Origin of the sequence: Bifidobacterium tissieri, assembly GCF_002259645.1 — a bacterium.
Lineage (GTDB): Bacteria > Actinomycetota > Actinomycetes > Actinomycetales > Bifidobacteriaceae > Galliscardovia > Galliscardovia tissieri.
On sequence record NZ_MWWV01000002.1, the window covers coordinates 183,370 to 210,047 of the forward strand.

Genomic DNA, 26,678 nt, shown 5'->3' on the forward strand with positions numbered 1-26,678 from the left:
ACCATATCAGCCACGACCGTCAGCGGCTCAGATGCGCGGCAGGGACTGCAGAAAACGGTGAACGTCGGTGAGTTCGGCGTCGCAGACGTCGTGGCGCATGCCGAGGTAGGCGCGTTCCTCCACGGTGGCGAATGCGGCGAGCGCCGCGCGGATCGACGTCTTCTGTTCTTCGGGGATCTGACGGTCAAGACTGCCGTAGCCGAGGAAGACCTTGGGACGACGCGTCGGCTCGGCGAATCGTGGCTGTTCATCGTGAAACGACGGCGCAAGCAGCACTGCGGCCGCAAACGTATCGGGGTGGTCGGCGAGAATGCGGTATGACAGGTATCCGCCCTGCGAGAAGCCGACGAGCACCTTGCGGCGCCCTTTGAGCGCCGACGAATCAAGCATGGACACGATCTGATCGCCGATGGCGGAACACTGCGACTGGATGCGCGCGTTGTCCCAGCCGGCGCTGTCGTACCAGGCATGGCCGCCGAGATACTGGCGATGGATGGGTCCCTGTACGGAGATGTAGTCGCTACTGGGGTCCACCGCGTCGATGATGCGGACCATTTCATGCTCGTCGTTGCCGTATCCGTGGAACATCACGTACACGATGTCGCTGGTCGCGGTGTCCGGCGGCAGAATCTGCCCGGTGATGGGTTCGGCGGGCGATCCGGCCGATTCCATGGTCAGTCGGGTCAGCATGTTCAGTCGCATATCAGCTCTCTTTCCTCAACAACGCCCACCAACGATACCATCCATATTCAGTCACTGCGCACGTCGACCCTAGTGATGACGACGACGGTGACGGTGACGACTGCGGCATAGTTGTGCAGCGGGCAGCCGCCTCTCCCTATCGTAGGCCTCCGATCCGATATGCTACGGAACTGCCATATGCCCGGCATCACCATGCACCGATTGTGTAACGATCTGCGATTCGTTCCCGATTCCACGACGTTCCCATAGCGAAAACGGCATGAGGTTGCTACAATGGCTACTCGTTGCTTTTCGGCCCCGTAGCTCAGTTGGATAGAGCAACTGACTTCTAATCTGTAGGTCGCCGGTTCGAATCCGGCCGGGGTCACCATCGAACCCCTTGGAAACACTAGGATCCAAGGGGTTCACTCATACCGGGTATTCCACCATAGGGATGCACTCGGATGCACCAAGCGCGGATGCTCTCCCCCTCGCCATTACATCCGCCACATCATCCAATCCAACCCGGCACTATTCCGCCACCTCGCACGATCCGTCATATCGTGACTATGGACGCCAACGCCGCACATGGAGTGCGGAGTGCTTATGGACGTCGGAAGGACTTGGTGATCATATGTGGATTGACGATCGTGATGGAGGATACGATTACGCGATTCAAAACGTGAAGACGGGGCTCTACTGTGCAAAAAGCGGTAGGGCGACTGCGAAATACGACGATATCCTTCTCGCCGAGGACATGGAGGAGAGTGACCTCAACGTGGTCGAGATGTTCCGCGGCCATCTTGACACCGATGCGCTCGATGCCGTGGAGCGCGAGGACTACTGGCAGGAGTCCGAGGCCTACGAGTTCGGCAAGCGGTTCGTCCTCCCGGGATTCCGCTTGGTTCGCATTCCGTTTTTCAATTGGGATATGGACGATGACGACCAGTTCTACGACGAGGACGGCAATTTTGATTTTGTGGCGATCCGTGACTTCGTGTTCGGTAAGGATCAGGCCATTGCTATGCCCGGTGAGGTCGTGCCCGACGATGCTCCGTGGTCCGCATGCGATGGCGATACGCTGCTTGACCGTCTTGCCATACCCAATTATGGCGATGAGATCGATTACATCGCGGTTCTCAACCATACCAACGACCAAATCAACCAGGCACTCAAGGAAGCCGGCGAACGCGACGGAATCACCAACCCGTTTGAGTGGGACTCCCGGTATCCGGACATCGTCGAAAGGGTCCGGGCCGAGGAAAATGCCAAGCTGCAGGAGAGGATTGCTCTCGGCAACGCCCGGATGAGTCAGGAACGACGCAGTCGGGGAACGCGGCGCTGACTCTGGTTCATGACCGGTTCGTGTGAACGGGACGGCCCCGGAACCCCGTTCACATGAACCGGCTACAGTGTCGATCATGACCGATGAACGACCTGAGGATCTGGCGGCGCTACGCAAGCCCGCCAAGCGTCATGACGAAAGAACCGTCGCCGGAGCGCATCGTCGCATGCGCCGCGCCGACCGCGAAGTGACCGACACCGAGCAGATACGACAGATCATCGACCATTGCGACGTGGTGCATGTGTCGTATATGGATGCGGAGGGCCTGACGATCGTACCGGTGAACTTCGGTTACGAATACACGGATGCGGCCCCTGCCGACGATGCTGGCACGCTGGTCCTGTACATGCATTCCGCGCCGGAGGGTCGTAAATTCGACGCGATTCGCACGGCCGGCAACGCGCTGCCCGTGGCGTTCGAGATGGATACGGATCGCGAGATCATCGAGGGGCGTGCCTGGTGCAATTGGGGCGAGGCGTTCAAGTCGGTGGTCGGCAACGGCACGGCAAGCATCGTGGACGATGTGGATGAGAAGATTCATGGCCTGCAGTTGCTGATGGGGCAGCAGATGGGCAAGTGGGGTGTCCCGTTCACTCCGCAGCAGGCCTCCAGCGTGATGGTGTGGAAGATTACGGCGACGCATGCGACCGGCAAGATCCACGCAAAAGTGCGGCAGGCGGCTCACACATCGGCGATGCCGGAATCACGGTGAGCGTTTGCAACGATCAATCATCGGCCGTCCCGTGTTGTGAACCGCAATTACGCTGAACAAATTCGCTGAATATCATGACGATTCATTCCAATCCGACCCACGTGACCCATGGATTCGGCCCGGTGTGGGATGCGGATTCCCGCGTGCTGATCCTCGGTTCGATGCCGAGCCCGAAGTCCCGCGAGGCGTCGTTCTACTACATGCACCCGCAGAACCGGTTCTGGCCGGTGATGGCGGCCTTGTTCGATGAGCCGGTGCCGGAGCCGGACCCCGAGATTCGTAGCGATTTCGCCCTACGGCATCGGTTTGCATTATGGGATGTGATCGCCGAATGCGATATCGTCGGAGCCAGTGATTCGTCGATCCGCAATGCCGTGCCGAACGATCTTGCGCCGATCATTCGCGCATCACGCATCAGTCACGTGTTCACGACCGGCGGCAAGGCGGCGCAATTGTATCGTCGTCTGTGTGAGCCGCATCTGGTCGAGAACGGCATCACCGTTCCCATGACTCCCCTGCCATCCACGAGCCCGGCGAACGCGAGAATGCGGCTGCCGGATCTGACAGCCGCATATCAGGTCGTGGTTCAGTCGATCACACGAACAACGACAGTGTGAGCACGGAGATCAGTCCCATCACCGACATGACGGTGGTGGCGGCCGTCCACGACATGAACGTCTCCTTGAGCGAGAGGCCGAAGTATTCCTTGATCATCCAGAATCCGGCGTCGTTCACATGGTCGGCGATCACCGAACCCGCACCCACGGCCAACACCATGAGCGCCGGGTTGACGCCCGACATGGCGACCATCGGTGCCACCAGACCGGCGGCGGTAAGCGAGGCGACCGTGGCCGAGCCGAGACACAGGCGCAGCACGGCGGCCACGATCCAGGCAGCGAGCAGCGGCGGCATGTTGATGTTGGCGAACATGGTGGAGATGTAGTCGGAGATGCCACCGTCCACAAGCACCTGCTTGAACGCGCCGCCACCGCCGATGATGAGCAGCATCATGGCGATCTGCTTGACGGATTCGGTCATGCTGCCGGCGATGTCGGCCATGGTGCGCTTGCGGGCGAGGCCCATGGTCCAGACGGCGAACAGCATGGATAGCAGCATGGCGGCGTCGGGGGCACCCACGAACTGGATCACCTGATTGACGATGTTGCCTTCGGGCAGCACGAACGTACAGATGGTGGCCACGGCGATGAGGATGACCGGCATCATGGACGTGACGACGGAGATGGCAAAGCCCGGGGTGTCCTCCTCCTTGAACTCCTTGAATTCGCCGAGCGCGGTGACCTCGACGTCGGTGTGGTACAGGTCGGGCTTGATGCGGTGCAGCAGCGAGTTGAACAACGGTCCGGCCACGATGATGGTTGGGATGGATACGATGATGCCGTACAGCAGCACGTGACCCATGTTGGCGCCGAGCGTGGAGGTGATGGCGGTGGGCGCGGGATGCGGCGGCAGGAACGCGTGGGCCACGTTGAGCGTGATGGCCATGGGGATGCCGAGGTACATGAGCGGCATGTCGAGCTCGCGCGCGATCACGAAGATGATCGGCAGCAGCACCACGAGTCCGACCTCGAAGAACAGGGCGATGCCCACGATGAACGAGGCGAGCACCACGGCGATCTGGATGTGCTTGCGGCCGAAGCGCTTGATCAGCGTCATGGCGATGCGATGGCCGCCGCCGGAGTCGGAGACGAGCTTGCCGAGCATGGATCCGAAGCCGAAGATCACGGCGAGATGGCCGAGCTGGCCGCCGATGCCGGTTTCGATGGTGGTGGGGATCTTGTCGACCGGGATCTGCAGGACGAGCGCGGTAAGGAATGAGACGATGACCAGCGAGACGAAGGTGTTGAGCTTGAGTTTGACGATGAGGAAGATGAGCACTGCGACGGCGCAGGCCACGATGACCAGAGGCATGGGAGCTCCTTTGCTGTTCTCTGGGGAGGTAGGTATCGAGTGAAAAGAAAGAAGTGAGATAGAAACCGGGTACCGTTCAGCCGTTCAGCCCCTTATTCAGGGTCTGAAAACCCGTAAGGAGGAAGACCGCCCTCCTTAGTGTGATCACACTAACCATGTCAGGATCAAGACCCTATCAGGCAAGAAGATGGCGCACGGTTCCTTAGTGTGATCACACTAACTGTGCCAGGGTGAAAACCCATCAGGCGGGAAGAACGGAACGGGGAAAAGCGAATCAGCGCAGCAGGTAACCGCCGTCGACGGGCAGCATCACGCCGTTGATGTAGTCGGATGCGGCGGAGCAGAGGAACACCATGGCACCCATGAGCTCCTTGGGTTCACCCCAATGTCCGGCGGGGATGTGCTCGCGGATCTCCACGCTGCGCACCGGGTCCTCCTGCAGGGCCTTGGTCATGGGCGTGTTGATATAGCCGGGCGCCAGTCCGTTGACCTGGATGTTATGCGGCGCGAGCGCGTCGGCGTAGGCGCGGGTAAGACCCATGACGGCGTGCTTGCTGGCTGCGTACGGGTAGATGAACTTGCCGGCGCGGTAGGACTGCATGGAGCCGATGTTCACGATCTTGCCGCTCTGCTGTTTGATCATGATCTTGGCGACCTCATGCGAGAGATAGTACAGGGCGTTGAGGTTGAGTTCGATCACGGCTTGCCAGTCGGAGTCGGGGAATTCGACGAGATCGTGCCGACGCTGCATGCCGGCGTTGTTGATGAGCACGTCGATACGACCGTATTCCGCCATGGCACGATCGACGATCTTCTTCGCCGCGCCGGGTTCGGTAATGTCCTGCAGCATGAAAACGGCCTTGCATCCATTGGCCTCGACCGCGGCACGGGTCTCCTCCCATCCCTTCTGGTCGTAGGACACGATGAACACGTCGGCACCGACCTTGCTGACGGCCTGCGTGTAGTACTGCCCCAGTCCGCTGGCGCCTCCGGTGATGAGCACCACCTTGTCGGTCAGATCGAAGCTCTTGATGGAAAACTCGGCCATGATTCCTCTCCTTTGGGTATTGGCTACGTTGCGGGCGGCTCACGTCTGTACGATATCGGTACTTCGATAGGTTATCGATACCATCACAACATCATACTTCCTTGCTTTTGTTGTGGTGTATCGATATCCCAAAGATATACCCGACCATCGAATCATGTCAACGCGGCGTGTTGCCGCGATTTGTCGGCGTTTTCGAAAACACGTTCGCGACGCACCTGCGGAACGCATTAGACTCGCACTAGAGAACCCGCACACCGGCAACGAAGCACAGCACACGCAGAAGGAGCACCATGGCCAAGGTAACCATCGCCGATATTGCACGCGAGGCGCAGGTTTCGGTGACCACGGTCTCACGATTCATCAACGGCAACTACGGCAAGATGAGCCAGGCCACACGCACCCGCGTTCAGGAGACGATCGATCGTCTTGACTACCGGCCGAGCGCGTCCGCCCGACGCATGCGCCAGCAGTCCACGCATGTGGTGGGCGTGATCGTCGCCGATATCTCCAACGTGTTCTCATCGTTGCTGTTCAGCGGCATCTACGCCGAACTGCAGCCCGCCGGATACGACGTGATGCTGATGAACGCGAACAATTCGGCCACGCAGGAACGGGACGAGATCAACCGTCTGCTCTCGCAGGAGGTCGATGGGCTGATCATCCAACCGAACGCACGACGGTTCGCCGCATACGAGCCGATCGTCTCATCGAAAACCCCACTGGTGATGGTCGATCGCGAATGTGCCGACCAGCCCGACGGCATGGCCTCGGTTGTCGCCGACAATGAGGATTCATGCCATCGGATGGGCATCGCACTGGCCGACATGGGATACGACAACATCGTGGTGCTCAGCCGCACGCGCAGCGAGATCTCCGCGCAGGCACCGCGTGTGGCGGGATTCACCAAGGCCGCGGAGGAACGGCATGTGCTCGTGGTGCCGATCGAGGCCGATTCGCACGACGATGCCTGGCTGCAGCAGCGAATCCGCACCACGCTCGATCATCTCAACGGCCGCACCGTACTGGTGTCGCTGATGGGACCGCTGCTGTTCGATATCCTCGCCGCGTTGAAAACACTGGGGATTCGTTTCCCCGACGACGTCGGTCTGGTGAGTTTCGACGATTGGCGATGGTCGCAGTATGTGCAGGATGGCATCTATCTGCTGGAACAGGATCCGCAGGCGCTGGGCCGCGAGGCGGCGAGGAATCTGCTCGAACAGATCGGCGCTCGGGGCGAAGACCGCACCGGCGACCCGTACGCGAAGAGCCGCAGGATCATCCTGCCCGTCACCGAGGTCGAGGCAAGTTCCGTCACCGAGGGCTGACGCGCAGCGCAATCGAACGCCGCAACACCAGCCGGACCGTGTTACTACCCGACCGTGTTGCCGTAGATCTCGGCCTGCAGGTTCTTGCGGGCAGCCTCCTGCTTGGTGATCTCGCCAAGCAGTCGGAACTTCTCCTCCCCCTCCGGCAGCAGATTCATGCGGCGCTTCCACATGGCGATCCTGCGCATGCACGCCATATCGAGCAGACGCACGAGCAGCTCCGAGGCATACTGACGCTCGGCCTCGCTGGCCGGACGCAACGGATTCGCGGCACCGTTGGCCTGTGGGTCGATCGGACCGTCCGAGCCCGCCACACCTCCCGCGGCGGCACCGGAGCCACCCTTGTCCAGATTCGGCAGCGGCAGCGGCATCACGGCAAGCTCGTTGACCACCTGTTCGAGCATCGGTCCCGTGGCCTTTGACAGGTTGTGCAGCCACAGCCCCTGTGGCGTATCGTCCGACGGCAGTCCACCGGCGGCCTCCAACGCCTGATACAGCGACCGGAACACCGGCGTGATGAAGCTCTCCTCATCCAGCCGTGAGAACAGGTCGCGGTTCACCGCGCGCGGCACCTGAATCAGAATCCCCATGAACTGCTGTTCGCAGATGAACACCGAATCGTCCACCCGGTAGTATCCCTGCGCCAAGGCGTCCTGATGCTCGATGCGTCGACGTCGCGCCGGACTGATCGTGCCGCGATCCTCACCGTAGTCATTGCCGAACCGGTCACCGTTGCCGCCATTGCCGTACCGGTTGTTGCGCGGCGCATACGCGTCCTCGTCGCGCACATGCTGCCGACGACGGGCCGTCTGCACCTCACGGATCATCACGTCCAGATCCACGCCGATGCGACGGGCCGTCTTGCGCGCATAGATATCGACAAGGGAACGGTCGCGAATCTGCGCGATGATCGGCGCCACGGCCTTCACCGCACCCATCTGTCCGGTCGTGTACTCGATGCCGAACTGGTCGATCGCCGCGTTGATCACGAAGTCATACAGTGGCGACGCGTTCTCCACCAGCGTGCGCACGGCCTTGTCCCCCCGCTGGATACGCAGATCGCACGGATCAAGATTGTTGTCGGCCACGGCCACGAACGTCTGCGACAGGAACGCGCCGTCAAGACCGAACGCGTGCAACGCCGCCTTCTGCCCGGCCGCGTCGCCATCGAACGTGAACACCACGCGCGACGTGTGATTCCTACCCGGTCCGATCAGCTGCAATGCGCCGAGCTTGTCGTCGGAGATCAGTCGCCGCACGATCTTCGCATGCTCATTGCCGAACGCCGTGCCGCACGTCGCCACCGCCGTATCCACACCGGCCAGATGACAGGCCATCACGTCGGTATATCCCTCGACGATCACCACCTGACGCTTCTTCACAATGTTCGCCTTGGCCAGATCCAGGCCGTACAGCACATGATTCTTGTGATACAACGTGGTGTCGGGCGTATTGATGTACTTCGCCTGAATCGTGTCGTCATCGAACAGCTTGCGCGCGCCGAAACCAAGCGTACGACCCGTGGCATCACGGATCGGCCACGTCACGCGACCGCGGAAATAGTCGTATACGCCACGCTGGCCCTGACGGGCGAGGCCGGCGTCAAGCATCTCCTGCTGCGTAAACCCCTTGGATGCGAGATGACGGACCAGGTTATCCCAGCCCTGCGGCGCGTATCCGCAGCCGAAGCGCTCACAGTCGGCCTGTGAGAAATTACGGCCGGCGAGCAGCTTGCGTGCGGCGAGCGCCTCCTTGCTCATGATCTGGGAGACGAAGAACCTCTGCGCGGCCTCGTTGGCCTCGAGCAGTCGGGATCGTTTGGAGCCCTGACGCTGCTGCGGCTGGTTGGAGTCGTAATGCAGTTCGATGTGGTATTTGTCGGCGAGGATCTCCACGGCGTCGGCGAATCCGACGTTTTCGGACTGCTCCACGTATTTGAACACGTCGCCGCCCAGACCGCATCCGAAGCAGTGCCACGCGCCGAGTCCGGGGCGCACGGAGAAGCTCGGCGTCTTCTCGTCGTGGAACGGGCACAGGCCCATGAATGTGCCGGAACCCGACGGCTTCAGCGTGACGTCGGCGGAGACGATGTCGTACAGGTCGGCTGCGGCTCGTACTTTCTCAATGTCTTCTTTCAGAATCAAACCCGGCATAACGCTTCAGTCTACGCGGAGGTCGGGTCGGATGAGTCGGCATGACCGGGTGCGACGGTCGACGTCCGATAGGCGGTCGGCATGACCACTGGACCTTCGACCATCGCACCCGACCATCGCACTAGGAATGCCGTAACGAGAATGCCGTAACGAGAATGCCGTAACGAGAATGCCGTAACGAGAATGCCGTAACGGCACTGGCCGGTTGATGCTGCAGCAGACTACAGCAGACTACAGCAACGACGCCGGATCGAGCTTGACCAGATCCTCGGCCGGCAGCACCTCGGCGGCGTTGAGATACAGGCGCGGAATGCGGTTGCGCAGGCAGGTGAAGATCTCGTAGCTGATCGTGCCGGCGGCGCGCGCCCAGTCGTCGGCGGTGGGCTCGCCGTTCGCCTCGCCACGGCCGGGGCCGAACAGCACCACGGTGTCGCCCTCGTGGACGTTGAGCTCCTCGCACTTGCCGTGCAGGTCGATCATGAACTGGTCCATGCACACGCGGCCGGACACATGGTAGACCTTGGGGCCTTCGGACGTCATCACGCGCACCGGACCACCGTCCTTCTGCACGTGCTTGGCGCCCTGCATGTCGAATCCGGATGCGGAGCGGTGGATGCCGTCCGCGTAGCCGAGCGGCACGATCGCGGTGGACGTGTCGTCGGGGGTCAGGTAGGTGCGGCCGTAGGAGATGCCGTGGCCGGCCTCCACATGCTTGACCGTGCCAAGCTGCGCCTGCAGCGTCATGGCCGGCTTGAGATCCCACGTGGAGGGGGTGCCCATGGCCGGGTCCGGCTCGTAACCGTACAGGCCGATGCCGGGGCGGGTGAGTTCGAAGTGGATCTCAGGGCGGTCGAGCGTGGCCGCCGTGTTGGCGAGATGACGGATCTCGGGGGCGATGCCGGCCTTCTCCATGCGCGCGGTGAACGCGTTGAAATGCTCGATCTGACGGTCGGTGGACGCCACGAATTCGGGGACGTCGGGCGAGTCGGCCACGGCGAGGTGACTCCACTGGCCCACGATCTGGAACACGCCCTCATGCGCGAGCTCCACGAACCGCTTGAGGGCCGCGTCGAACGTCTCCTCGGTGAAGCCGTTGCGGCCGAATCCGGAGTCGACCTTCACATGCACGCGGGCGGGCTTGCCGACCGCGCGCGCGGCCTCGGCGGCGGCCTCGATGCCGGCCATGGAGCCGATGGAGATGTCGATGTCGTTGTCGATGAGCTTGCCGAACGGCACGTTGCGGCCGTTGTACACCCAGGTGAGAATACGGCAACGGTCCGGTCCGATGCCCGCCTGACGCAGCAGCAGCGCCTCATGCGACTGCGCGGTGCCGAGCCATGTGGCACCGCCGGCGAGCGCGGCGAGCGCGGCGGGAATCAGTCCATGTCCGTAGGCGTCGGCCTTGACCACGCCCATCACCGCGGTTCCGGATTCCGGCCCTCCGACCACGTCGACCAGGTGGCGCATATTGTCACGCAATGCCTTGAGATCGACGATGCACTGCGCGGGGTACTGCTCGCATGCCCGCGCATAGTTGTTCCGTCCGGTTTCCGATGAGAAAGCCCATTCGGGCGCTGCACTCAATGTCATGTGCCCTATTGTGGCCCGGCTATGCGACGGATCAGCGACGTGTGTCATTTTCCTTTGATTTTCTTGACATTCACGCCGGCTTTATCGCCGTTCGCTATCACCGCTCACTGTTGTTGCCTGCCTTCATGCGTTCGTAGCGCTCGCGGATCAGATCGTTGTAATGGTCGACGGCGTCGTTGGGCGCGCCGTCGAAGACCACGCGATGTTCGTCGAGCACGAGCACGCGGTCGATGGCGTAGATCGGATCGGTCACCAGGGTCAGGTCATGCGTGGCGAAGACGACCTGTCGATCGTAGCTGAACAAGGCGCGGGCCACGTTGCGGGTGGCGGGTTCGTCGAGGCCCTTGGTCGGCTCGTCGGCCACGATGGCGGCCGGGCTGATGGCGAGCGCGCTGACGATGGCGAGCAGATGGCGTTTCTCGCTGTCGAGCGCGTCGGCCTTCTGACGGGCGTGGGCGGTCAGGCCGAAGTGGGCGAACAGTGCGCCGATGGTCTCGTTGCGCATGGCATCGGGCATCTTACGCTTCTTCAGCGGCGCGTCCAGGGCTTCCGAGATGTTCTCCGCCATGTAGTAGCTGTTGGGGATCTCCTCACGGCGCACGATGCCGATGATGTCCTTGAGCGCCTTGGCGTCGGATTTGTGCGACGGATCGTAGGCGGTGTCCTGCCCGTCGACGGGCTCGTCGTTGTCGTCGAGGATGTGCCGGACCACGCTCACGGTTCCGGATGCGGGCGTCATCGCACCGTCGATGAGCTTGAGCAGCGTGGATTTGCCGGCACCGTTGAGGCCGATCACAGCGACGCGTTTTTCGGAGATGGTCAGCGTGGTGGGTTCGAGTCCGATTCGACCGTCGTCATATACAGCTTTCGCATCGTTGAGCACGAACGAGAGCGACCGTCTGCGCGTGTCGATCTCCTTGCGTGTGAACATATCCAGCAATCCCATGGGTTCCTCCTCGTCGTTCCCGTGAATCGACTCGCGGTTTCCATACTAGCCCGGCCGTGTCGGGCCGGCGGGATTGGTCCGACTCGCCGGGCGACGGTAATTCAAGAAAGCGGCGTGTCGTTATCGTGAAGATCAGTGCCCACTGTCCTATAATTTGAGATTTTTTGCTGTTTTCAGACATCCGAAACATAAACGCGCATGTTATGCCCGTATGATGTGAGAGTTTCGTAATTATGAATTATTGAATACGAGAGGGAATCATGAGCAGCAGTCTTCTGCGCAAAAAGGACGTGGCGACCATCGTCGCCGAGTCCACCCCGCTGAAACGTACGATGAAAACCTTCGACCTGACGATGCTGGGCATCGGTGCGATCATCGGCACCGGCATCTTCGTGCTCACCGGCAAGGGTGCGCTTACCGCGGGTCCGGCGCTGGCGGTGTCGTTCCTGCTGGCCGCCATCTGCTGTGGTTTCGCCGGACTGTGCTACGCCGAGTTCGCATCCATGGCCCCCGTTTCGGGATCCGCCTACTCGTACGCCTATCTGGCGTTCGGTGAACTCGTGGCGTTCATCATCGGCTGGAATCTGATTCTGGAATACGCCCTGCAGGCGGCCACCGTGTCGGCCGGATGGGCGGGATATTTCAACAAGCTGCTGGAAGGGTTCGGCCTGCATCTGCCGGTGGAGCTCACCGCCGCGTACGGCACCACGCCGGGCGTGACCACGTACTTCAACCTGCCAGGCTTCGTGATCGTGCTGATCATCACATGGGTGCTGTCGATCGGCATCAACCAGACCAAGCGCGCCAACGACATCATGGTCATGATCAAGCTCGGCATCATCGTGCTGTTCATCATCTGCACCGTCTGGTACGTGAATCCCGCGAACTGGAAGCCGTTCTCCCCGTACGGCATCTACACGTTCCAGCCCGGTTCGACGCAGCCGTACGGCATCATTCCGGCCGCGTCGATCGTGTTCTTCAGCTTCATCGGATTCGACGCCGTCTCGTCCTCGGCCGAGGAGACCGTCAATCCGAACAAGACGCTGCCCCGCGGCATCCTGATCTCGCTGGCCATCTCCACGGTGATCTACATCGTCATGACGCTGGTGATGACCGGCGTGGTGCCGTACCAGGAGTTCGCAAAGTTCATCGACGCTCCCGTGGCCGGCGTGATCCTGGCGACCGGTCTCAACTGGCTGGCCGTGATCGTGAACCTCGGCGCACTGGTCGGTATGACCACCGTGATGCTTGTGCAGCTGTACGGCCAGTCCCGCATCTGTTATGCGATGGCCCGCGACGGCCTGTTCCCCAAGCTGTTCGGCGAGGTGCACAAGAAGTACCTGACCCCGTTCAAGGGCACCTGGTTCTTCGGCATTCTCACCGCCGTCGCCGGCGGCTTCATCAACATCAACATCCTGTTCGAGTTGGTGAACATCGGTACGCTGTCCGCGTTCATGATCGTGTCGGCCGGCGTGCTGTGGATGCGCAAGACCCAGCCGAACGCACACCGCGGATTCAAGGCGCCGGGCGTGCCGTTCACGCCGATCCTGTCCATCATCTTCTGCCTGGTGTTCATCGCCGGTCTGAACTGGGAGACCTGGGTGCGATTCGCCATCTGGCTGGCGATCGGCCTGTGCGTGTACTTCGGCTTCAGCCGCAGGAACTCCAAGCTCGGTCAGGAGGCGCAGAAGAAGGCGCGTAAGGCCATCGACGCCGCCATCGCCAACCAGCAGCGCGAAGCGGTCGCCGCGGATACGACCGCGACCGCGGCTGCAAGCGTGTCCGAGGAAGCCGCCGAGGCCAAGGCCGAGACCGTGGTCAAGGAGGCTGAGGCCAAGGAGGTCAAGTAAGCGTAGGCGATCCCCCACACTCGCGATCGCGGATCAACGAAAATGGGCTCCCCTCGAGCAACGAGGAGAGCCCATTCGCATATGTGGTGCAACGACGACCGGGACTGGCGGCCGGCAATCGGCGTCACACCGATCGCCGATTCATCGATCGAGTTCGTCGGCAAGAATGGCGTCGATGGGACGGTAATGATCATCCACCGCCCTGCGGTAGGCGTCGGCATCGCCGGCGAGCGCGGCGTCGAGCATGTCACGATGCGCTTCGGCACTGTCCCTGAGCTGTGCGGACACCTGCAGTCCCAGACTGGGCAGCACGGCCATGTGCACCATCCACAGACTGTCGGACAGCTGGCTGAGCACGGCGTTGTCGGCGTAGGCGAGCAGTCGGGAATGGAAGGCGATGTCCTCGTCGAGGAAGCTGTCGCCCTCATTGGCCCGCTGCATCATACGATCGGTGATCTCGACGAGTTCGGGCTGTTCGGTGCCCTTCAGCGCGGCGACGATCGGCTCGGCCACACCCTTGTCAAGTGAACGACGGACCTGCACCACGTTGCGCAGCTCGCTGAAGTCCTGCTTGCTGGTGGCCTTGACCATGGCGCGGAACGCCAGCGTTTCGACGAGCGGTTCCAGGGACAGGTCGCCGACGAACGTGCCCCTGCCGTGCACCACCTTGACGATGTGCAGCGCCTCGAGCTTGCGCACCGCTTCGCGGACGGACGAGCGCGATGCCTTGACCGCCTGGCACAGTTCGGTTTCGGTGGGCAGACTGTCGCCGGGCACCAGCTTGTGGTTGATGATGTACGACTTGATCGCGTCCATGGTGATATCGCAGCGGCTCGGCTGCTGGGGGGTATCCGTATCGATCGGAGAACGATCCAGATAGGACATCGACGGTACGGAAACCACGAAATCACTGACCGGCGTGGACGGCATCTACGTTCCTTTCAGAATATGCATGATCATCGGCGTCGGTACGGACGCTGATATCGGCTACGTAATTGGAGTCGTGTCCCTCCAAACCGCTCCGGGACATGGTCAACGGCAACCACGGATACTCTTTTTATAGCACGGTTCCGGCGTCGAATCAGCGTAAAGGGTCGATTCGACGCCGGGGAATCATTGATTGCACCAGCGGATGTCACTATGTAGTAACCGACATCCGCCGATCGATCAGATGCCCTGCCAGGACGGCTTGTTCACGTAGACCCAGCGATAGTAGTCGGCGAGCCTGAGCTTGCCGGCCGCGGCCTCGTCCACGATGAACGTGGCATGCGGATGCAGCTGCAGCGCCGAGGCCGGGCACATGGCCGAAACGGGTCCTTCGATGCTGGCGGCCACGGCGTCGGCCTTGTTCTCTCCGAACGCGAGCAGCACCAGATGCCGGGCCTTCATGATCGTGCCGATGCCCTGCGTGATGCAGTGCGTGGGCACCTGGTTCATATCGCCGTCGAAGAAGCGGGCGTTGTCGACGCGCGTCTGCTGGGTAAGCGTCTTGATGCGCGTGCCGGATGCCAGAGAGCTGCCCGGCTCGTTGAATCCGATATGGCCGTCGGTACCCACGCCGAGGATCTGCACGTCGATGCCGCCGGCCTCCTCGATGGCGCGATCGTAGTCGGTGCCCGCGGTGGCGATGGTGTCCAGTGATCCGTTGGGTACATGCACATGCCTGGGATCAAGACCGAGTGGCTCCACCACGGTTCGTGTGATCACGCTCCGATAGGATTCCGGATGCTCGACCGGCAGTCCGGCGTACTCGTCGAGCGCGAATCCGCGCACGTGGGAGACGTCGAGGCCGCGGTCGCGCACTTCGAGCGCCAGATGTTCATAGGCCGTGAGCGGCGTGGATCCGGTGGCCAGGCCGAGCACCGCGAAGGGCTTGCGTTCGATGAGATCGGCGACGGCCTTGGCATATAGTGCGCCTGCCTCATCCTGGTTCTTGACGATGATGACTTCCGCCATGGGAGATTCCTTTCAACGATCGTTGATGGTTCAGGGTTCAGATGGTTCAGTGCGTGGAGTTGGTGACGTCCTCGGGGGTGCGCACGGGTTCGAGTCCGCATTCGCGCAGCACGGCGGCCACGGCCGCCACGTTCTCGCCCTGCAGCGCCTGCACCGGATTGGGCATCTGGTTGGTGTCGAACACGCCGAGCAATGCCATGGCGGTCTTGAATGCACCCACGCCCGCACCGAATCCGGACACGCCGGACGTGACGGTGACGATGCGCATGAGTGCGGCGAGCTTGTCCTGTTCGGCGCGCACGGTGGCCCAGTCGCCGGCCTCGCACGCCTGCCACATGCGCACGTATCCGGTGCATTCCACGTTGCCCAGACCGGGAACGCTGCCGTCGGCACCGGCCATGTACGCGCCGTCGACCACGACCTCCTGACCGGTGAGCAGGGTGAGCGGATGGCCGGCCTTGTTGTTGTCATCCACGAGGAAGCGGAAGGCCACGTCGTCGTTCGACGAATCCTTCACGCCGGTCAGCACGCCCTCGAGTCCGAGCCGTACCAGCAGGTCGCCGGGCAGTTTGACGTGCACGCAGACGGGGATGTCGTAGGCGAACAGCGGCAGGTCCACGGCCTGATGGATCAGGCGGAAGTGGTTCTCGATCTCCGGCAGGCCGCCGAGCGCGTAGAACGGCGCGGTGGCGACGATCGCGTCGGCACCGAGTTCCTTGGCGACCTTGGCGTGTTCGATCACACGGTTGGTTTCGGTGTCGATGCAGCCGACGAGCACGGGCACTCGTCCCGCCACGAATTCGATGGCGGCCTCGATGATCTCGCGACGACGACGGTCGGTGCTGAACGCGACCTCGCCGGAGGAGCCGAGGAAGAACAGGCCGTTGACGCCGGCGTCGATCAGTCGATCGATCGAACGTTTGAAGCTGGCACGGTCGAGTTCGCGCTCGGCGGTGAGCGGGGTGACGACGGGCGGGATGACGCCGCGGAAGGTGGTGGTCATGGTTGGGTTTCCTTTGTTCTGTTGTGTTGTGCGATTGTGGTGATTGTGGCGGTATGAGGATGGTGTGACCGATGGCCGGCGGCTGATTCAATCGGTCAGCCGCCGGCCGGTCGCGCATCCGGTCAGATGCATTCGTCCGGCGTGGGGTGCAGCAGCGATGGCGCAGCGCCGAGCAGCATCCGCGTATAGGGGTCCTGCGGGTTGGTGAGCACGTCGTGGGCCTCGCCATGTTCGACGATGGTGCCGTGGTTCATCACCACGATCTCGTCGGACACGTATCGCACGGTCTGGATGTCGTGGCTGATGAACACCATCGACAGTCCGAGCGATTTCTTGAGATCGCTCAGCAGATTGAGGATCTGCGCGCGCACCGACACGTCGAGGGCGCTTGTCGGTTCGTCGGCGATGATCGCGTCCGGGTTGAGCGACAGGGCTCGGGCGATGGCCACGCGCTGACGCTGGCCGCCGGAAAGCTGGCCGGGCAGGGCGTTGAGCGCCGACTTGGGCAGACCCACCATGTCGATCAGTTCGTAGGCGCGCTTACGGCGTGATTCCTCATTGCCGAGGCTGTGCACCACCAGCGGGTCCATGAGCTGCTCCTGTACGCTCATGCGGGCGTTGAGCGCGGTGGCCGGATCCTGGAAGACCACGGAGACCACGCGTCCGATGTCCATGCGCTCCTTGGCCGTGCGCCGGGTGACGTCCTGACCCTTGAAGAACACCGTGCCGCCGGTCACGCTTTGCAGTCCGCACATCACGTTCGCGGTGGTGGACTTGCCGCAGCCGGACTCGCCGACGATGCCGATCGTGCGTCCGGGCATAAGCCGGAGGTTCACCTTGTTGACGGCGGTGATCTTCTTGGGGTGGAAGAGCGATCCGGCGCGGGTGGTGAACACGACCTCGATGTCCTTGAGTTCGATGATGGGCGTAGCCTTGCTGGCGTTGCGCTTGCTGTTCGTCTCACTCATCGCTGTGCTCCTTTCAGCGCCTTGGCCGCCTCGCGGGCCGCCACTTCGGGGGTTGCCGCGAACCAGTCGTAGGTGAAATCGGGGGCCGGGCCCGGTTCGGGGTCGTCGGGCTGGCAGGCCACGTAATGCTGGGTTCCAGGTACGACCTTCATCACCGGGCACACGTCCAGACCGTGGTCGGGGCGCGAGGATCGGGGCGCGAAGCGGTTGCCCTTGGGGAAGTCGGCCGGGCTGGGCACGGTACCGGGCACCTGATGGAGACGGCCCTGACCGGCTTCGATGGAGGTGACGGATCCGAGCAGGCCTCGCGTGTATTCGTGACGGGGGTCGGTGAGGATCTCCTTGGTGGAGGCCTGTTCGACCACCTGTCCGGCGTACATGACGGTGACGGAGTGGGCCACCTTGGCCACGAGCGCCAGATCATGCGAGACGAAGATCATAGCGAAGCCGAGCTTCTCGCGCAGTTCGTTGAGCAGGTCGATCACCTGCTTCTGCACGGTCACGTCGAGGGCGGTGGTGGGTTCGTCGGCGATGATGAGCTTGGGATCGCGGGTGAGGGCCATGGCGATGAGCACGCGCTGACGCTGACCGCCGGAGAGCTCGTGCGGGTAGGATTCGAGCGTGCGCTTCGGGTCCAGGCCCACGAGTTCGAGCAGTTCCTCGGCGCTGCGGGTGCCGCCGCGGGAGGTGAGCTGTTTCATCTGCGCCTTGATGAGCATGGACGGGTTGAGGCTGGAGAGCGCGTCCTGATAGACCATGGCGATCTCGTGGCCGCGCAACGCGTTGTGCTCCTTGGGGTCCATGCCCACCAGGTTCTTGCCGTCGAACAGGATCTCGCCGCTGATCTGGGCCTTGGGGTCGAGCAGTCCCATGATGGCCAGCGAGGTGATCGACTTGCCGCAGCCGGACTCGCCCACCAGGCCCATGGTCTCGCCGGGGCGTACGGAGAACGACAGGTGGTCCACCACGTTCACGTCACCGTGGCGCGGGAACTTGATGCACAGGTCCCGAACCTCGATGACCGGCGGTTCCTGCGAAAGCGGGATGAAGCGGTCCTTGCGCCTGAGCTCCGCCTCGCGCAGCTGGGCGAGACGCAGTTCGAGGTTCTCGTGCTGGGCCTTGTAGGCGGCCACCGGATCGATGAACAGACGATCCTCCTTGCGCTTGAGCTCGGCCTCGTCGGCGGTCTGCCTGATCGGCGCGGTGGGGGCGGCCACCATGGCGTCGGTGATGCCTTCGGACAGGATGTTCAGGCACAGCACGGTGATCATGATCGCCAGACCGGGGAACATGGCCTGCCACCAGTAGCCGTACAGCACGCCGGCCTTGGCGGACGAGAGGATGTTGCCCCAGGTGGGCGTGGGCTCGGGGATGCCGGCGTTGATGAAGCTCAGCGACGCCTCGAACACGATCGCGTCGGCCACCGACAGCGTGGTGAACACCATGACGGGGGCGGCGATGTTGCGCGTCACATGCTTGAACAGGATCCACGGCGCGCGGGCGCCGGAGACGATCACGGCACGCACGTAGTCCTTGCCGTATTCGCTGATGATGTTCGCTCGTACGATGCGTGCGATCTGCGGCACGTAGAGCACGCCGATCGAGATGATGATGCCGATCATCGACTGTCCGAGAATCGACACGAACACGGCGGCCAGGGCGATCGTCGGCACGGACATGACCACGTCGATCAGTCGCATGATGATTTCGGAGATCCACGTGCGGGAGACGGCGGCGATCGCGCCGATGATCGCGCCCACGACGAGGGCGAACGCGATCGACGTCAGGCCGATGACAAGCGAGTACCGGGCGCCGTAGATCACGCGGGAGAACACGTCTCGGCCGAGGTTGTCGGTGCCGAACCAGTGGTCGCCGCTCGGCGAATCGTAGCTCATGGTGATCTCGGTGGGGTCGTGCGGGGTGACGACGGGCGCGAGGATGGCGGCGAGCGCCAGCACGGCGATCACGATCACGGAGATGCGGGTGCCGATGGTCATGCTCGACCAGCGACGGACCTTGACCTTGGTTCCGGGTTTGCTGAATTCCTTGGTTGCGTTGTTGCTTCCGAACATGTCACACCGTCCTGATTCGCGGGTTGATGAGCACGTACAGCAGGTCGACGATCACGTTGACCACCATGAACGCCAGGGCGACGACGAGCACCACGCCCTGCACGAGCATCGGCTGGTTGTTGTTGATGCCGTCGAACATAGCGGTGCCCATGCCGGGCAGAGAGAAGATGACCTCGATGACGATCGCGCCGCCCATCAGGTAGCCGATCTTCATGCCGAGTACGGTGACCGGAGTGATCAGCGCGTTGCGGAACACGTTGCGTGCCACGACCACGCGTTTGGGCACGCCCGCGCCAATGGCGGTGCGCACGTAGTCCTTGTCGAGCTCCTCGACCATGGAGGTGCGGATGATGCGGGTCAGCGAGCCGGCGACGGGCAGGCCGAGTGCGAAGCTGGGCATGGCCATGCGGGCGAGGTAGCCGGACGGGTCCTGCGTGAATGCGGGCAGTTCGCCGGCACCGGGCAGCCAGGACAGCTGGATCTGCAGCAGGTAGATGAGCAGCACGCCGAGCCAGAACGACGGGGTGGCGATGGCGATGATGGACACGACTCGGATGGTCTGGTCGACCCAGGTGTCGCGGTAGAGGGCGGCGAGTACGCCGAAGATCACGGCGAGGACCACGGCGATGAGCAGACCGATGAACGTCAGCTGCAGGGTGATCGGGAAGGCGTCGGCGATGCGCGCGCCCACGGAGTCCTTGTTGACGCCGTATACGCCGAGGTCGCCGTGCAGCAGGCCGCCGAGGTAGGAGAAGAACTGCTCCCACCAGGGGCGGTCGAAGCCCATCTCGTGGCGGTATGCGGCGAGCGCCTCGGGGGTGGCGTTTTCGCCGAGTGCGGCGACGGCGGGATCGTACTGTGAGAACGACATGAGGAAGTAGACGAGCAGTGTCACTCCGAATGCCATGAATGGCAGGGCGATCAGTCGTCTGCCAAGAAGTCGTAGAAGATTATTCACGTCTGTGTCTCCCAATGAATGGTGAACATGAATGCGGTCGGTCGTGTGGCCGACGGACGGTGAGGCGGCATGGCTGTCGCCGGGCCTTGACGAACAGGAGAAAGAACAAGAGAGGAACCGGCCCGCGGATGCGGATTGTGTGGGTGTTGGATCAGTGATCCGGTCCACGGGCCGGGGCATTGATCAGCCGTTCGCGATCGATGAATGATGGCCGCGAACGGCTGAACGACTGCGGCCGGCTTGCGGCCGTTTGTTGGTTGGGAAGGGGTGGGCTACTTGCTGAGCTTGGCTTCCACCAGATTGATGCCGGTGGAGCCGATGGGCTGGAACTTCTCGAACACGCCCTTCTTGACGGCGGTGGTCGTCTTGCGGTGGAACAGCGGGTAGAGCGGCACCTGCTCGCTGAGCAGGTCGAAGCACTGGTTCCAGTACTCCTGGCGTTCCTGGTCGCTGCTGGCTGCGATGGCCTTGTCCATCAGCTCGTGGAGCTGGTTGTAGCCGTCGGAGTCCTTCCAGAAGGTGCGGGTCCTGGTCCAGGCGTTGTCGCCGTACCACCAGTTCATGAGCAGATCGGGGTCGTTGCCGAACACGGACGGATCACCGGGGGCGAGGACCATCGAGTAGTCGGCGTCGGCCTTGTCGGTCACGTTCGGGTAGAGGGCGGAGGATGCCATGGACTGGATGTCCACGTTCATGCCGATCTGGGCGAGATCGTTCTTGATCTGCGGCGCCAGCTGGGTGATCCAGGACTGGTCGGTGGTGTACAGGGTGAATTTGAGCTCACCGGTCACGCCGGCGTCCTTGAGCAGTTTCTTGGCCTTGGTCAGATCCTGCTTGTAGACGGTGCTGGCCTTGTGGTAGTTGGGGAAGTTCTCGGGCAGGAAGCTGGTGGCGGCGGTGGCCTGTCCGTTCATCTGGTTGTCGATGAGCTTCTGCGTGTCGATGGCGTAGAACACGGCCTGACGCACCTCGGCCTTGTCGAACGGGGCCTTCTTGGTGTTGAACATCAGGAACGGCTGGTTGAAGCCCTGCACGGTGTCGAGTTCGGATCCGGAGGATTCGAGGGTCTTGAACGCGTTGGCGGGCACCATTTCCATGACGTCGGTCTTGCCGGCCTGCATGGCGGTGACGCGGGAGGTGTCGTCCACGGCCACGTTCCACACCATGTGTTTGGTCTGCGCCTTGTAGTCGCCGTTGTACTGGTCGTTCCGGTCGAACTTGACCTGCTGGTCGGTGATCTCGGTGTACTTCCACGGGCCGGAACCGACGGGCTGGGCCTTGAGGTCGGCGTCGCTCATGGAGGTCGGCACGATCTGGATGAGGGCCAGACGCTGCTTGAACATCGGGAAGGCCCGCTTGAGCGTGAAGGTCACCTGGTTGTCGCCCTTGGCCTCCACGTTCTGGATGAAGTCGAGCATGGAGACGTAGAGGCTGCCTTCGGCGGTGGTGCGCTTCCACGAGCTGACCACGTCCTCGGGGGTGACGGCGGTACCGTCGGAGAACTTGGCGCCGTCACGCAGGGTGACCACGTATTCGGTGTCGGACACCTGCTCCGGCTCACCCTTGGCCAGGGCGTTGTAGACGGAGAAATCCGAGTAGTTGAGTGCGTAGAGCGGTTCGGTCACGTGCCAGTTGCCGGCCATGGCGAGGGCGCTGGACGTGGTGGATGGGGCGAAGTCACGGCTGGCGTATGCCACCTGTGCGGTGATGGTGTCGGCCACGGCGGTGCCGGACGAGGTCTTGGCGGTATCTCCACCGCCGCCGCATGCGCCGAGACTGAGCGTCATGGCGCCGGCGACGACCAGGGCCGCGGCCTTGGTCAGTCGGTTCCTGAATAACGACATCGTAGTGCTCTCCTTTGATTTCCTACTTCCTTGAATGCCCGGGATGCCTCGACGCGTCCCGAACTTGGCATAATCATATGACGTCTGATGTCTTACCGCAATACGGAGTGTCGTATGACATCTGATCTCTTGGCTGTCGTACACACTTCGTCGTATATACGCCAATTCCAATCCCTCGGGCACACAGTACGGTACCCATACGACGCACGCATACGTCATATGGGCACCAAACAAACACTACGGTGCCTGTTCAACACACGAATGCGTCGGACAGGCACCGGACGATCGGCTCGGTGCCCATATGACGCAGCCGTGCGTCAGACAGGCACCGAACCCGCGAATCACAAACCGGACTCAGCCTTTGAGCCGCGCGGCGAACCACCGCGTGATGCTGGTCGGATGGGTGATCGCCGTGCCGACGACCGCCGCCCAGGCTCCGCGCCGCATCACCTCGGCCAGTTGATCGGGCGTGTGGATGCGTCCCTCGCACAGCACCGGCACATCGGGGAACGCGTCGACCATCTGCCCGAGCAGTTCGAAATCGGGACCATCGGTTTTCTCCCGTTCGCCGGTGTATCCCGACAGCGTGGTGGAGATGATATCGGTGCCGGCGTCGACGGCCTGCTGTGCATCGGCGAAACTTCCGCAGTCGGCCATCACGATCACACCGTCGCGATGCAGCGCCTCCACGGTCTGCGCATACGTGAGGCCGTCGGGCCGCGGCCGACGTGTGGCGTCGATGGCCACGATGTCGGCTCCGGCGGCTGCGCAACAGCGCGCATGACGCAGCGTGGGCGTGATATACACGCCGTCGTCACCCTCCTTCCAGATGCCGATGACCGGCACCTTCACCTGCCCCTTGATCGCGGCGATGTCGGCGAGACCCTGGCAGCGGATGGCCACCGCCCCGCCGATCTCCGCGGCCATGGCCATCTGCGCCATGGTCTCCGGATGCCGCAGCGGCTCGCCCGGATACGCCTGGCAGCTGACCACCAGACCGCCCTTGATCTGTTCGATGATCGGATTCATATGATGCTCCTTTGCATGATCACGTATGACGATTACGCATGACAGATATCTGAGTATGCGGCGAACGCCGCAGCCGCGCCGATCAGCGGGGCGTCACCGCCAAGCCGCCCGCGCAGCAGCGGCGTGGATCGCAGCAACGGCAGCGCGCCGTCGGCGAACCCCTCGCGCAGGGCCCGCCACCACACCTCGCCGGCGTTGACCACCGATCCGGACAGCACGATCGCCGCCGGGTCGATGAGATTGCCCATGCCGGCGAGGCATTCGCCAAGCGCACGCGCGCTCATGGTCAGGATCTCCACGGCGTACCGCTCCCCCGCCGCCGCGCGCCGCGCGATCGCGGCGGCGTTCGCAGCCGGAGCCACATCATCGGGACGACGGGATTCGAACAGGTCGGCGATGCCGGTGCCCGATGCCACCGGTTCGATATGCCCGCTGGTCGTACCGCACGAACAGCGCATGCCTGTGCCCAGACCGTGTGGCATATGACCGACATGTCCGGCCACGCCATGCGCGCCGGTGATCAGCCGCCCATGATCCACGACCGCGCCGCCGATGCCCGTACCTACGCCCACCGACAGCATGATCGGATATCCGCGACCGGCTCCATACAATGCCTCGCCGATGCCGTGCGCACCCACGTCGCCCACCATATGCACGGGCAGGCCCGTGGCCTCGCCGACCGCCGCCGTGATATGCTGCCCGGCCCAGCCCGGCATCAGATCGGTGGCGGACAGGATCACCCCGGACGACGAATCGACCACGCCGGCCGAACCGATGCCCACACCGACGATGTCCACGCCATCATGCGCGCATCGTTCGATCCGCCGGACTGCGAATTCCACCAGACGTTCGCGCACATCGTCGCCGCCACGATCGGCAAGGGTGGGAATCATCTCGACATCGGCGACCACGGGCTGAGCCAGCGAATCAACGGACGGCAACGACACCACGCCCGACGCGATCTTGGTGCCGCCGATGTCGAAGGCGAGATACCGGCGCTCGCCATTCGCCATGCTGACGCCGTCCGTCGTACCGACGCCGCTCATTGCCCCACCACCGCGTGGTGAATGCGTTCAAGATAACCGACCCGCTCACGCAGATCGCTGTCACCGGGCACGCAGACCTTGGCCCCGATGTATTCCAACGATTCGCACGTCATGGCCGCAGCCACGCATGCGCGGATATGGTCGGAGTCCATCAGCGACGTGGGCTCGTCGGGGTTCATGGGCAGGTGGCCGTCGATCCATGCGTAGCCGTATTGCGTGACGTCCGGACCGGCTCCGGAGAACATGAGTCCGGTGAGCACGCCGGCCTGCGCCGCCGCCGTGACGTGGGCAAGCGGCAGGTTCGCATCCCGCCCCTCCACGCAGCTGCGCCCCCAGTTCACGGTCAGGCCCACGCCGGCCTGTCGGCACAGTTCGATTTCGGCGTCGATCGGCAGGAAGCCCTTCTCCGGCTTCTGTCCGTCGACGAATCGATCGCAGTGTTCGATCACCAGTCGTGTGCCTCGCCAGTCCCATGACGTTAGTTCGGCGAGGGACCGCCGCATGGCGTCGGCATCGGCACGGCCGGTGGGTGCCGAATGCAGCTCCACGAAGGCCACGTCGTTGGCTCCACGACGCTCGGTCAGATCGGCGATGACGTCGTTGATGTTCCGAACGAACTCGATCGCGGCATGACGTCCGTCATCATTAGGACTTGCCAAACCGAAACCGGGATCGCGCCCGACTGCCTGCATGGTGCCGGGAATGGCGGTGATCACGTTGCGGCACCAGACGGGCGGCAACGCGTCGGCGTACCATGCACGATCCGTTGGATCGGCAAGATCGCCGGGGTATGGGATTTCAATGGCGTCGACCCACGACTGTTCGCCAAGCAGTTCATAGTATTTCCGCTGGTCGTCCCTGTGATGCGGGAGCGACGCGTATGCGCCGACCACGAAGGTGGGCTGGATCATCATTCCTCCTTGATACGCCGTTGCGTGACTCATCGTCGAATACGCATATCGTCCGATTCAGTCGGACCGTGCATGTCGGTTGCATAACCCGGCAATGACCACAGTCTACCACGACATCAGACGTCTGATCTATTTCATGTCGGCGTACCGCCCGATAGCCCCCTTGATTACAGCTCAGTCGCAACGCACAATGTGACGCAACCCGCACATCCACCCACGACTACGGCTCGTTCCACAATGACCACGAAAACGTCCATAGCCCCCGATGACGTTCCGTGCCATATACACCGTACAACGAAATCGGCCCGCACCTGGCGAGTGCGGGCCGACGGAAAACAGCAAACAATGCGGCACGGGCAACGACACCTCAGCCCAGCCGAGGCACACCACTCAGTGCGTGGCGATCTCGTCGACCTTGGTGACGTGGCCGCCGAACTGGGCGCGCATCGCGGTGACCACGCGCAGGATGTCGTCGGCACCGCCGCGCGAGGTCTGCCGCTGCCACAGGGCCGCAGCGGTCGCCGGCGTCGGCACGCCAAGCTCAAGGGCCGCCTCGATCATCCACTTCGCCTCGCCGGATTCGTTCGCCACGGCCGGCACATCCGCCAGCTCGGGATCATGCTCGGTGGCGTTGTCGAACAGATCGAGCAGCCAGGACGCCACCACGGATCCCTCGCGCCACGAATCCATGGTTTCGGCCGGATTGTCGATGTACTCGCTTTTCATCATGGTGGCGAAGCCCTCGCCGAACGCCTGCATCATACCGTATTCGATGCCGTTATGCACCATCTTGGCGAAGTGGCCGCCGCCCACGGGCCCGGCCAGCACCAGACCGTGCTCCCCCTCCGGCTTGAGCGTCTCGAGCAGCGGACGCACATATTCGAACGTCTCGCGATCCCCGCCGAGCATGAGCGCATAACCGCGTTCGGCACCCCACACACCTCCGGACACGCCGCAGTCAAGGAACCGGATGCCGCGTTCCGCAAGCGATGCCGCATGGTTGCGATCCTCGGTGTACTTGGAGTTGCCGCCGTCGATCACCACGTCGCCCGGTTCGAGCAGCGCCTTGAGCGCATCGATAGTGGATTCCGTGGGCTTGCCGGCGGGAACCATGACCCATACGATGCGCGGAGCGTCAAGCGCGGCGACCAGCGCCTCAAGACCGTCGACGTCACGCGCCGATTCGGGATTCACATCGAAGCCGACGACGGTGTGTCCGCCCGCCTTCAGACGCCTGACCATGTTGCCGCCCATACGGCCGAGTCCGATCATTCCGATTTGCATAGTGTCCTTCTTTCCGATTCCTGTGATG

Annotated in this window: 21 protein-coding genes, 1 tRNA gene and 1 pseudogene; 6 read left to right on the forward strand and 17 right to left on the reverse strand. The window is 62.8% G+C overall.

Annotated elements, in window-relative coordinates; translation table 11 throughout:
- Positions 1-27 precede the first annotated feature (27 nt).
- Positions 28-702 carry an alpha/beta hydrolase gene (locus tag BTIS_RS01545; protein WP_094662003.1) on the reverse strand — a complete coding sequence of 225 codons (675 nt, stop codon included), beginning with the start codon at positions 700-702 and terminating at the stop codon, positions 28-30.
- A gap of 293 nt (positions 703-995) precedes the next feature.
- Here BTIS_RS01545 and BTIS_RS01550 point away from each other — a divergent pair.
- The 4 genes from BTIS_RS01550 (at position 996) to BTIS_RS01565 (ending at position 3,355) form a co-directional block, all read left to right on the forward strand.
- Positions 996-1,072: transfer RNA gene (locus BTIS_RS01550), tRNA-Arg, on the forward strand.
- A 243-nt stretch (positions 1,073-1,315) separates the two neighbouring features.
- On the forward strand, positions 1,316-2,026 hold the full coding sequence (locus tag BTIS_RS01555; protein ID WP_094662005.1) for a hypothetical protein: 711 nt from the start codon (positions 1,316-1,318) through the stop codon (positions 2,024-2,026).
- A 76-nt stretch (positions 2,027-2,102) separates the two neighbouring features.
- Entirely contained in the window at positions 2,103-2,738 is a 636-nt protein-coding gene (locus tag BTIS_RS01560; RefSeq protein ID WP_094662077.1) for a pyridoxamine 5'-phosphate oxidase family protein, read from the forward strand.
- Positions 2,739-2,812: 74 nt separating this feature from the next.
- Positions 2,813-3,355 (forward strand): DNA-deoxyinosine glycosylase, encoded by a 543-nt coding sequence (locus BTIS_RS01565; protein ID WP_094662007.1) that lies wholly within the window; start codon positions 2,813-2,815, stop codon positions 3,353-3,355.
- Here the strand turns inward: BTIS_RS01565 and BTIS_RS01570 are convergent.
- Together BTIS_RS01570 and BTIS_RS01575 are read right to left on the reverse strand one after the other, a co-directional pair.
- Positions 3,333-4,667, reverse strand: a complete 1,335-nt coding sequence (locus BTIS_RS01570) for a gluconate:H+ symporter (protein ID WP_094662009.1) — start codon at positions 4,665-4,667, stop codon at positions 3,333-3,335. The two genes, BTIS_RS01565 and BTIS_RS01570, sit on opposite strands and share 23 nt — an antisense overlap.
- A 274-nt stretch (positions 4,668-4,941) precedes the next feature.
- The gene (locus BTIS_RS01575) at positions 4,942-5,715 is read right to left on the reverse strand and encodes an SDR family NAD(P)-dependent oxidoreductase (RefSeq protein ID WP_094662011.1); all 774 of its coding nucleotides are present in this window, start codon (positions 5,713-5,715) and stop codon (positions 4,942-4,944) included.
- A gap of 290 nt (positions 5,716-6,005) precedes the next feature.
- Here BTIS_RS01575 and BTIS_RS01580 point away from each other — a divergent pair, with 290 nt between their 5' ends.
- Positions 6,006-7,040 carry a LacI family DNA-binding transcriptional regulator gene (locus BTIS_RS01580; protein WP_094662013.1) on the forward strand — a complete coding sequence of 345 codons (1,035 nt, stop codon included), beginning with the start codon at positions 6,006-6,008 and terminating at the stop codon, positions 7,038-7,040.
- A gap of 44 nt (positions 7,041-7,084) precedes the next feature.
- Here BTIS_RS01580 and dnaG read toward each other — a convergent pair whose 3' ends face one another.
- The 3 genes from dnaG to BTIS_RS01595 all read right to left on the reverse strand — a co-directional run bounded on the left by dnaG (position 7,085) and on the right by BTIS_RS01595 (position 11,729).
- Entirely contained in the window at positions 7,085-9,193 is a 2,109-nt protein-coding gene (gene dnaG / locus BTIS_RS01585) for a DNA primase (protein ID WP_094662015.1), read from the reverse strand.
- 231 nt (positions 9,194-9,424) lie between these two features.
- The gene (gene alr, locus BTIS_RS01590; RefSeq protein WP_094662017.1) at positions 9,425-10,783 is read right to left on the reverse strand and encodes an alanine racemase; all 1,359 of its coding nucleotides are present in this window, start codon (positions 10,781-10,783) and stop codon (positions 9,425-9,427) included.
- 97 nt (positions 10,784-10,880) lie between these two features.
- Entirely contained in the window at positions 10,881-11,729 is an 849-nt protein-coding gene (locus BTIS_RS01595; RefSeq protein WP_094662019.1) for an ATP-binding cassette domain-containing protein, read from the reverse strand.
- A 260-nt stretch (positions 11,730-11,989) separates the two neighbouring features.
- On the opposite strand from BTIS_RS01595, the pseudogene BTIS_RS01600 reads away from it, so the two are divergent.
- Positions 11,990-13,426 (forward strand): annotated as a pseudogene (locus BTIS_RS01600) (APC family permease); the annotation flags it as partial.
- A 294-nt stretch (positions 13,427-13,720) separates the two neighbouring features.
- On the opposite strand, the gene BTIS_RS01605 reads toward BTIS_RS01600, so the two are convergent.
- The 11 genes from BTIS_RS01605 to gnd form a co-directional block, all read right to left on the reverse strand.
- Positions 13,721-14,509 (reverse strand): FadR/GntR family transcriptional regulator, encoded by a 789-nt coding sequence (locus BTIS_RS01605; protein ID WP_245819197.1) that lies wholly within the window; start codon positions 14,507-14,509, stop codon positions 13,721-13,723.
- Between the two features lie 237 nt (positions 14,510-14,746).
- Positions 14,747-15,535, reverse strand: a complete 789-nt coding sequence (gene nagB / locus BTIS_RS01610) for a glucosamine-6-phosphate deaminase (protein WP_094662024.1) — start codon at positions 15,533-15,535, stop codon at positions 14,747-14,749.
- Between the two features lie 46 nt (positions 15,536-15,581).
- A complete protein-coding gene (locus BTIS_RS01615) occupies positions 15,582-16,538 on the reverse strand; it encodes a dihydrodipicolinate synthase family protein (RefSeq protein ID WP_094662025.1) in 957 nt (318 codons plus the stop codon).
- 122 nt (positions 16,539-16,660) lie between these two features.
- On the reverse strand, positions 16,661-17,506 hold the full coding sequence (locus BTIS_RS01620) for an ABC transporter ATP-binding protein (protein WP_094662027.1): 846 nt from the start codon (positions 17,504-17,506) through the stop codon (positions 16,661-16,663).
- The gene (locus tag BTIS_RS01625) at positions 17,503-19,578 is read right to left on the reverse strand and encodes a dipeptide/oligopeptide/nickel ABC transporter permease/ATP-binding protein (RefSeq protein WP_094662029.1); all 2,076 of its coding nucleotides are present in this window, start codon (positions 19,576-19,578) and stop codon (positions 17,503-17,505) included. Before BTIS_RS01625 ends, BTIS_RS01620 begins: the two co-directional genes overlap by 4 nt.
- Before the next feature lies 1 nt (position 19,579).
- Positions 19,580-20,536 carry an ABC transporter permease gene (locus BTIS_RS01630; protein WP_094662031.1) on the reverse strand — a complete coding sequence of 319 codons (957 nt, stop codon included), beginning with the start codon at positions 20,534-20,536 and terminating at the stop codon, positions 19,580-19,582.
- Between the two features lie 272 nt (positions 20,537-20,808).
- A complete protein-coding gene (locus BTIS_RS01635) occupies positions 20,809-22,380 on the reverse strand; it encodes an ABC transporter substrate-binding protein (RefSeq protein WP_094662033.1) in 1,572 nt (523 codons plus the stop codon).
- A 354-nt stretch (positions 22,381-22,734) separates the two neighbouring features.
- Complete coding sequence (locus BTIS_RS01640; RefSeq protein WP_094662035.1) at positions 22,735-23,409, reverse strand: N-acetylmannosamine-6-phosphate 2-epimerase; 675 nt, start codon at positions 23,407-23,409, stop codon at positions 22,735-22,737.
- A gap of 32 nt (positions 23,410-23,441) precedes the next feature.
- Positions 23,442-24,455: an ROK family protein gene (locus tag BTIS_RS01645; protein ID WP_245819199.1), complete on the reverse strand. Its 1,014-nt coding sequence runs from the start codon at positions 24,453-24,455 to the stop codon at positions 23,442-23,444.
- Entirely contained in the window at positions 24,452-25,366 is a 915-nt protein-coding gene (locus BTIS_RS01650; RefSeq protein ID WP_094662037.1) for a DUF4862 family protein, read from the reverse strand. Before BTIS_RS01650 ends, BTIS_RS01645 begins: the two co-directional genes overlap by 4 nt.
- A 390-nt stretch (positions 25,367-25,756) precedes the next feature.
- On the reverse strand, positions 25,757-26,650 hold the full coding sequence (gene gnd / locus BTIS_RS01655; protein ID WP_094662039.1) for a phosphogluconate dehydrogenase (NAD(+)-dependent, decarboxylating): 894 nt from the start codon (positions 26,648-26,650) through the stop codon (positions 25,757-25,759).
- Between the last annotated feature and the right edge of the window lie 28 nt (positions 26,651-26,678).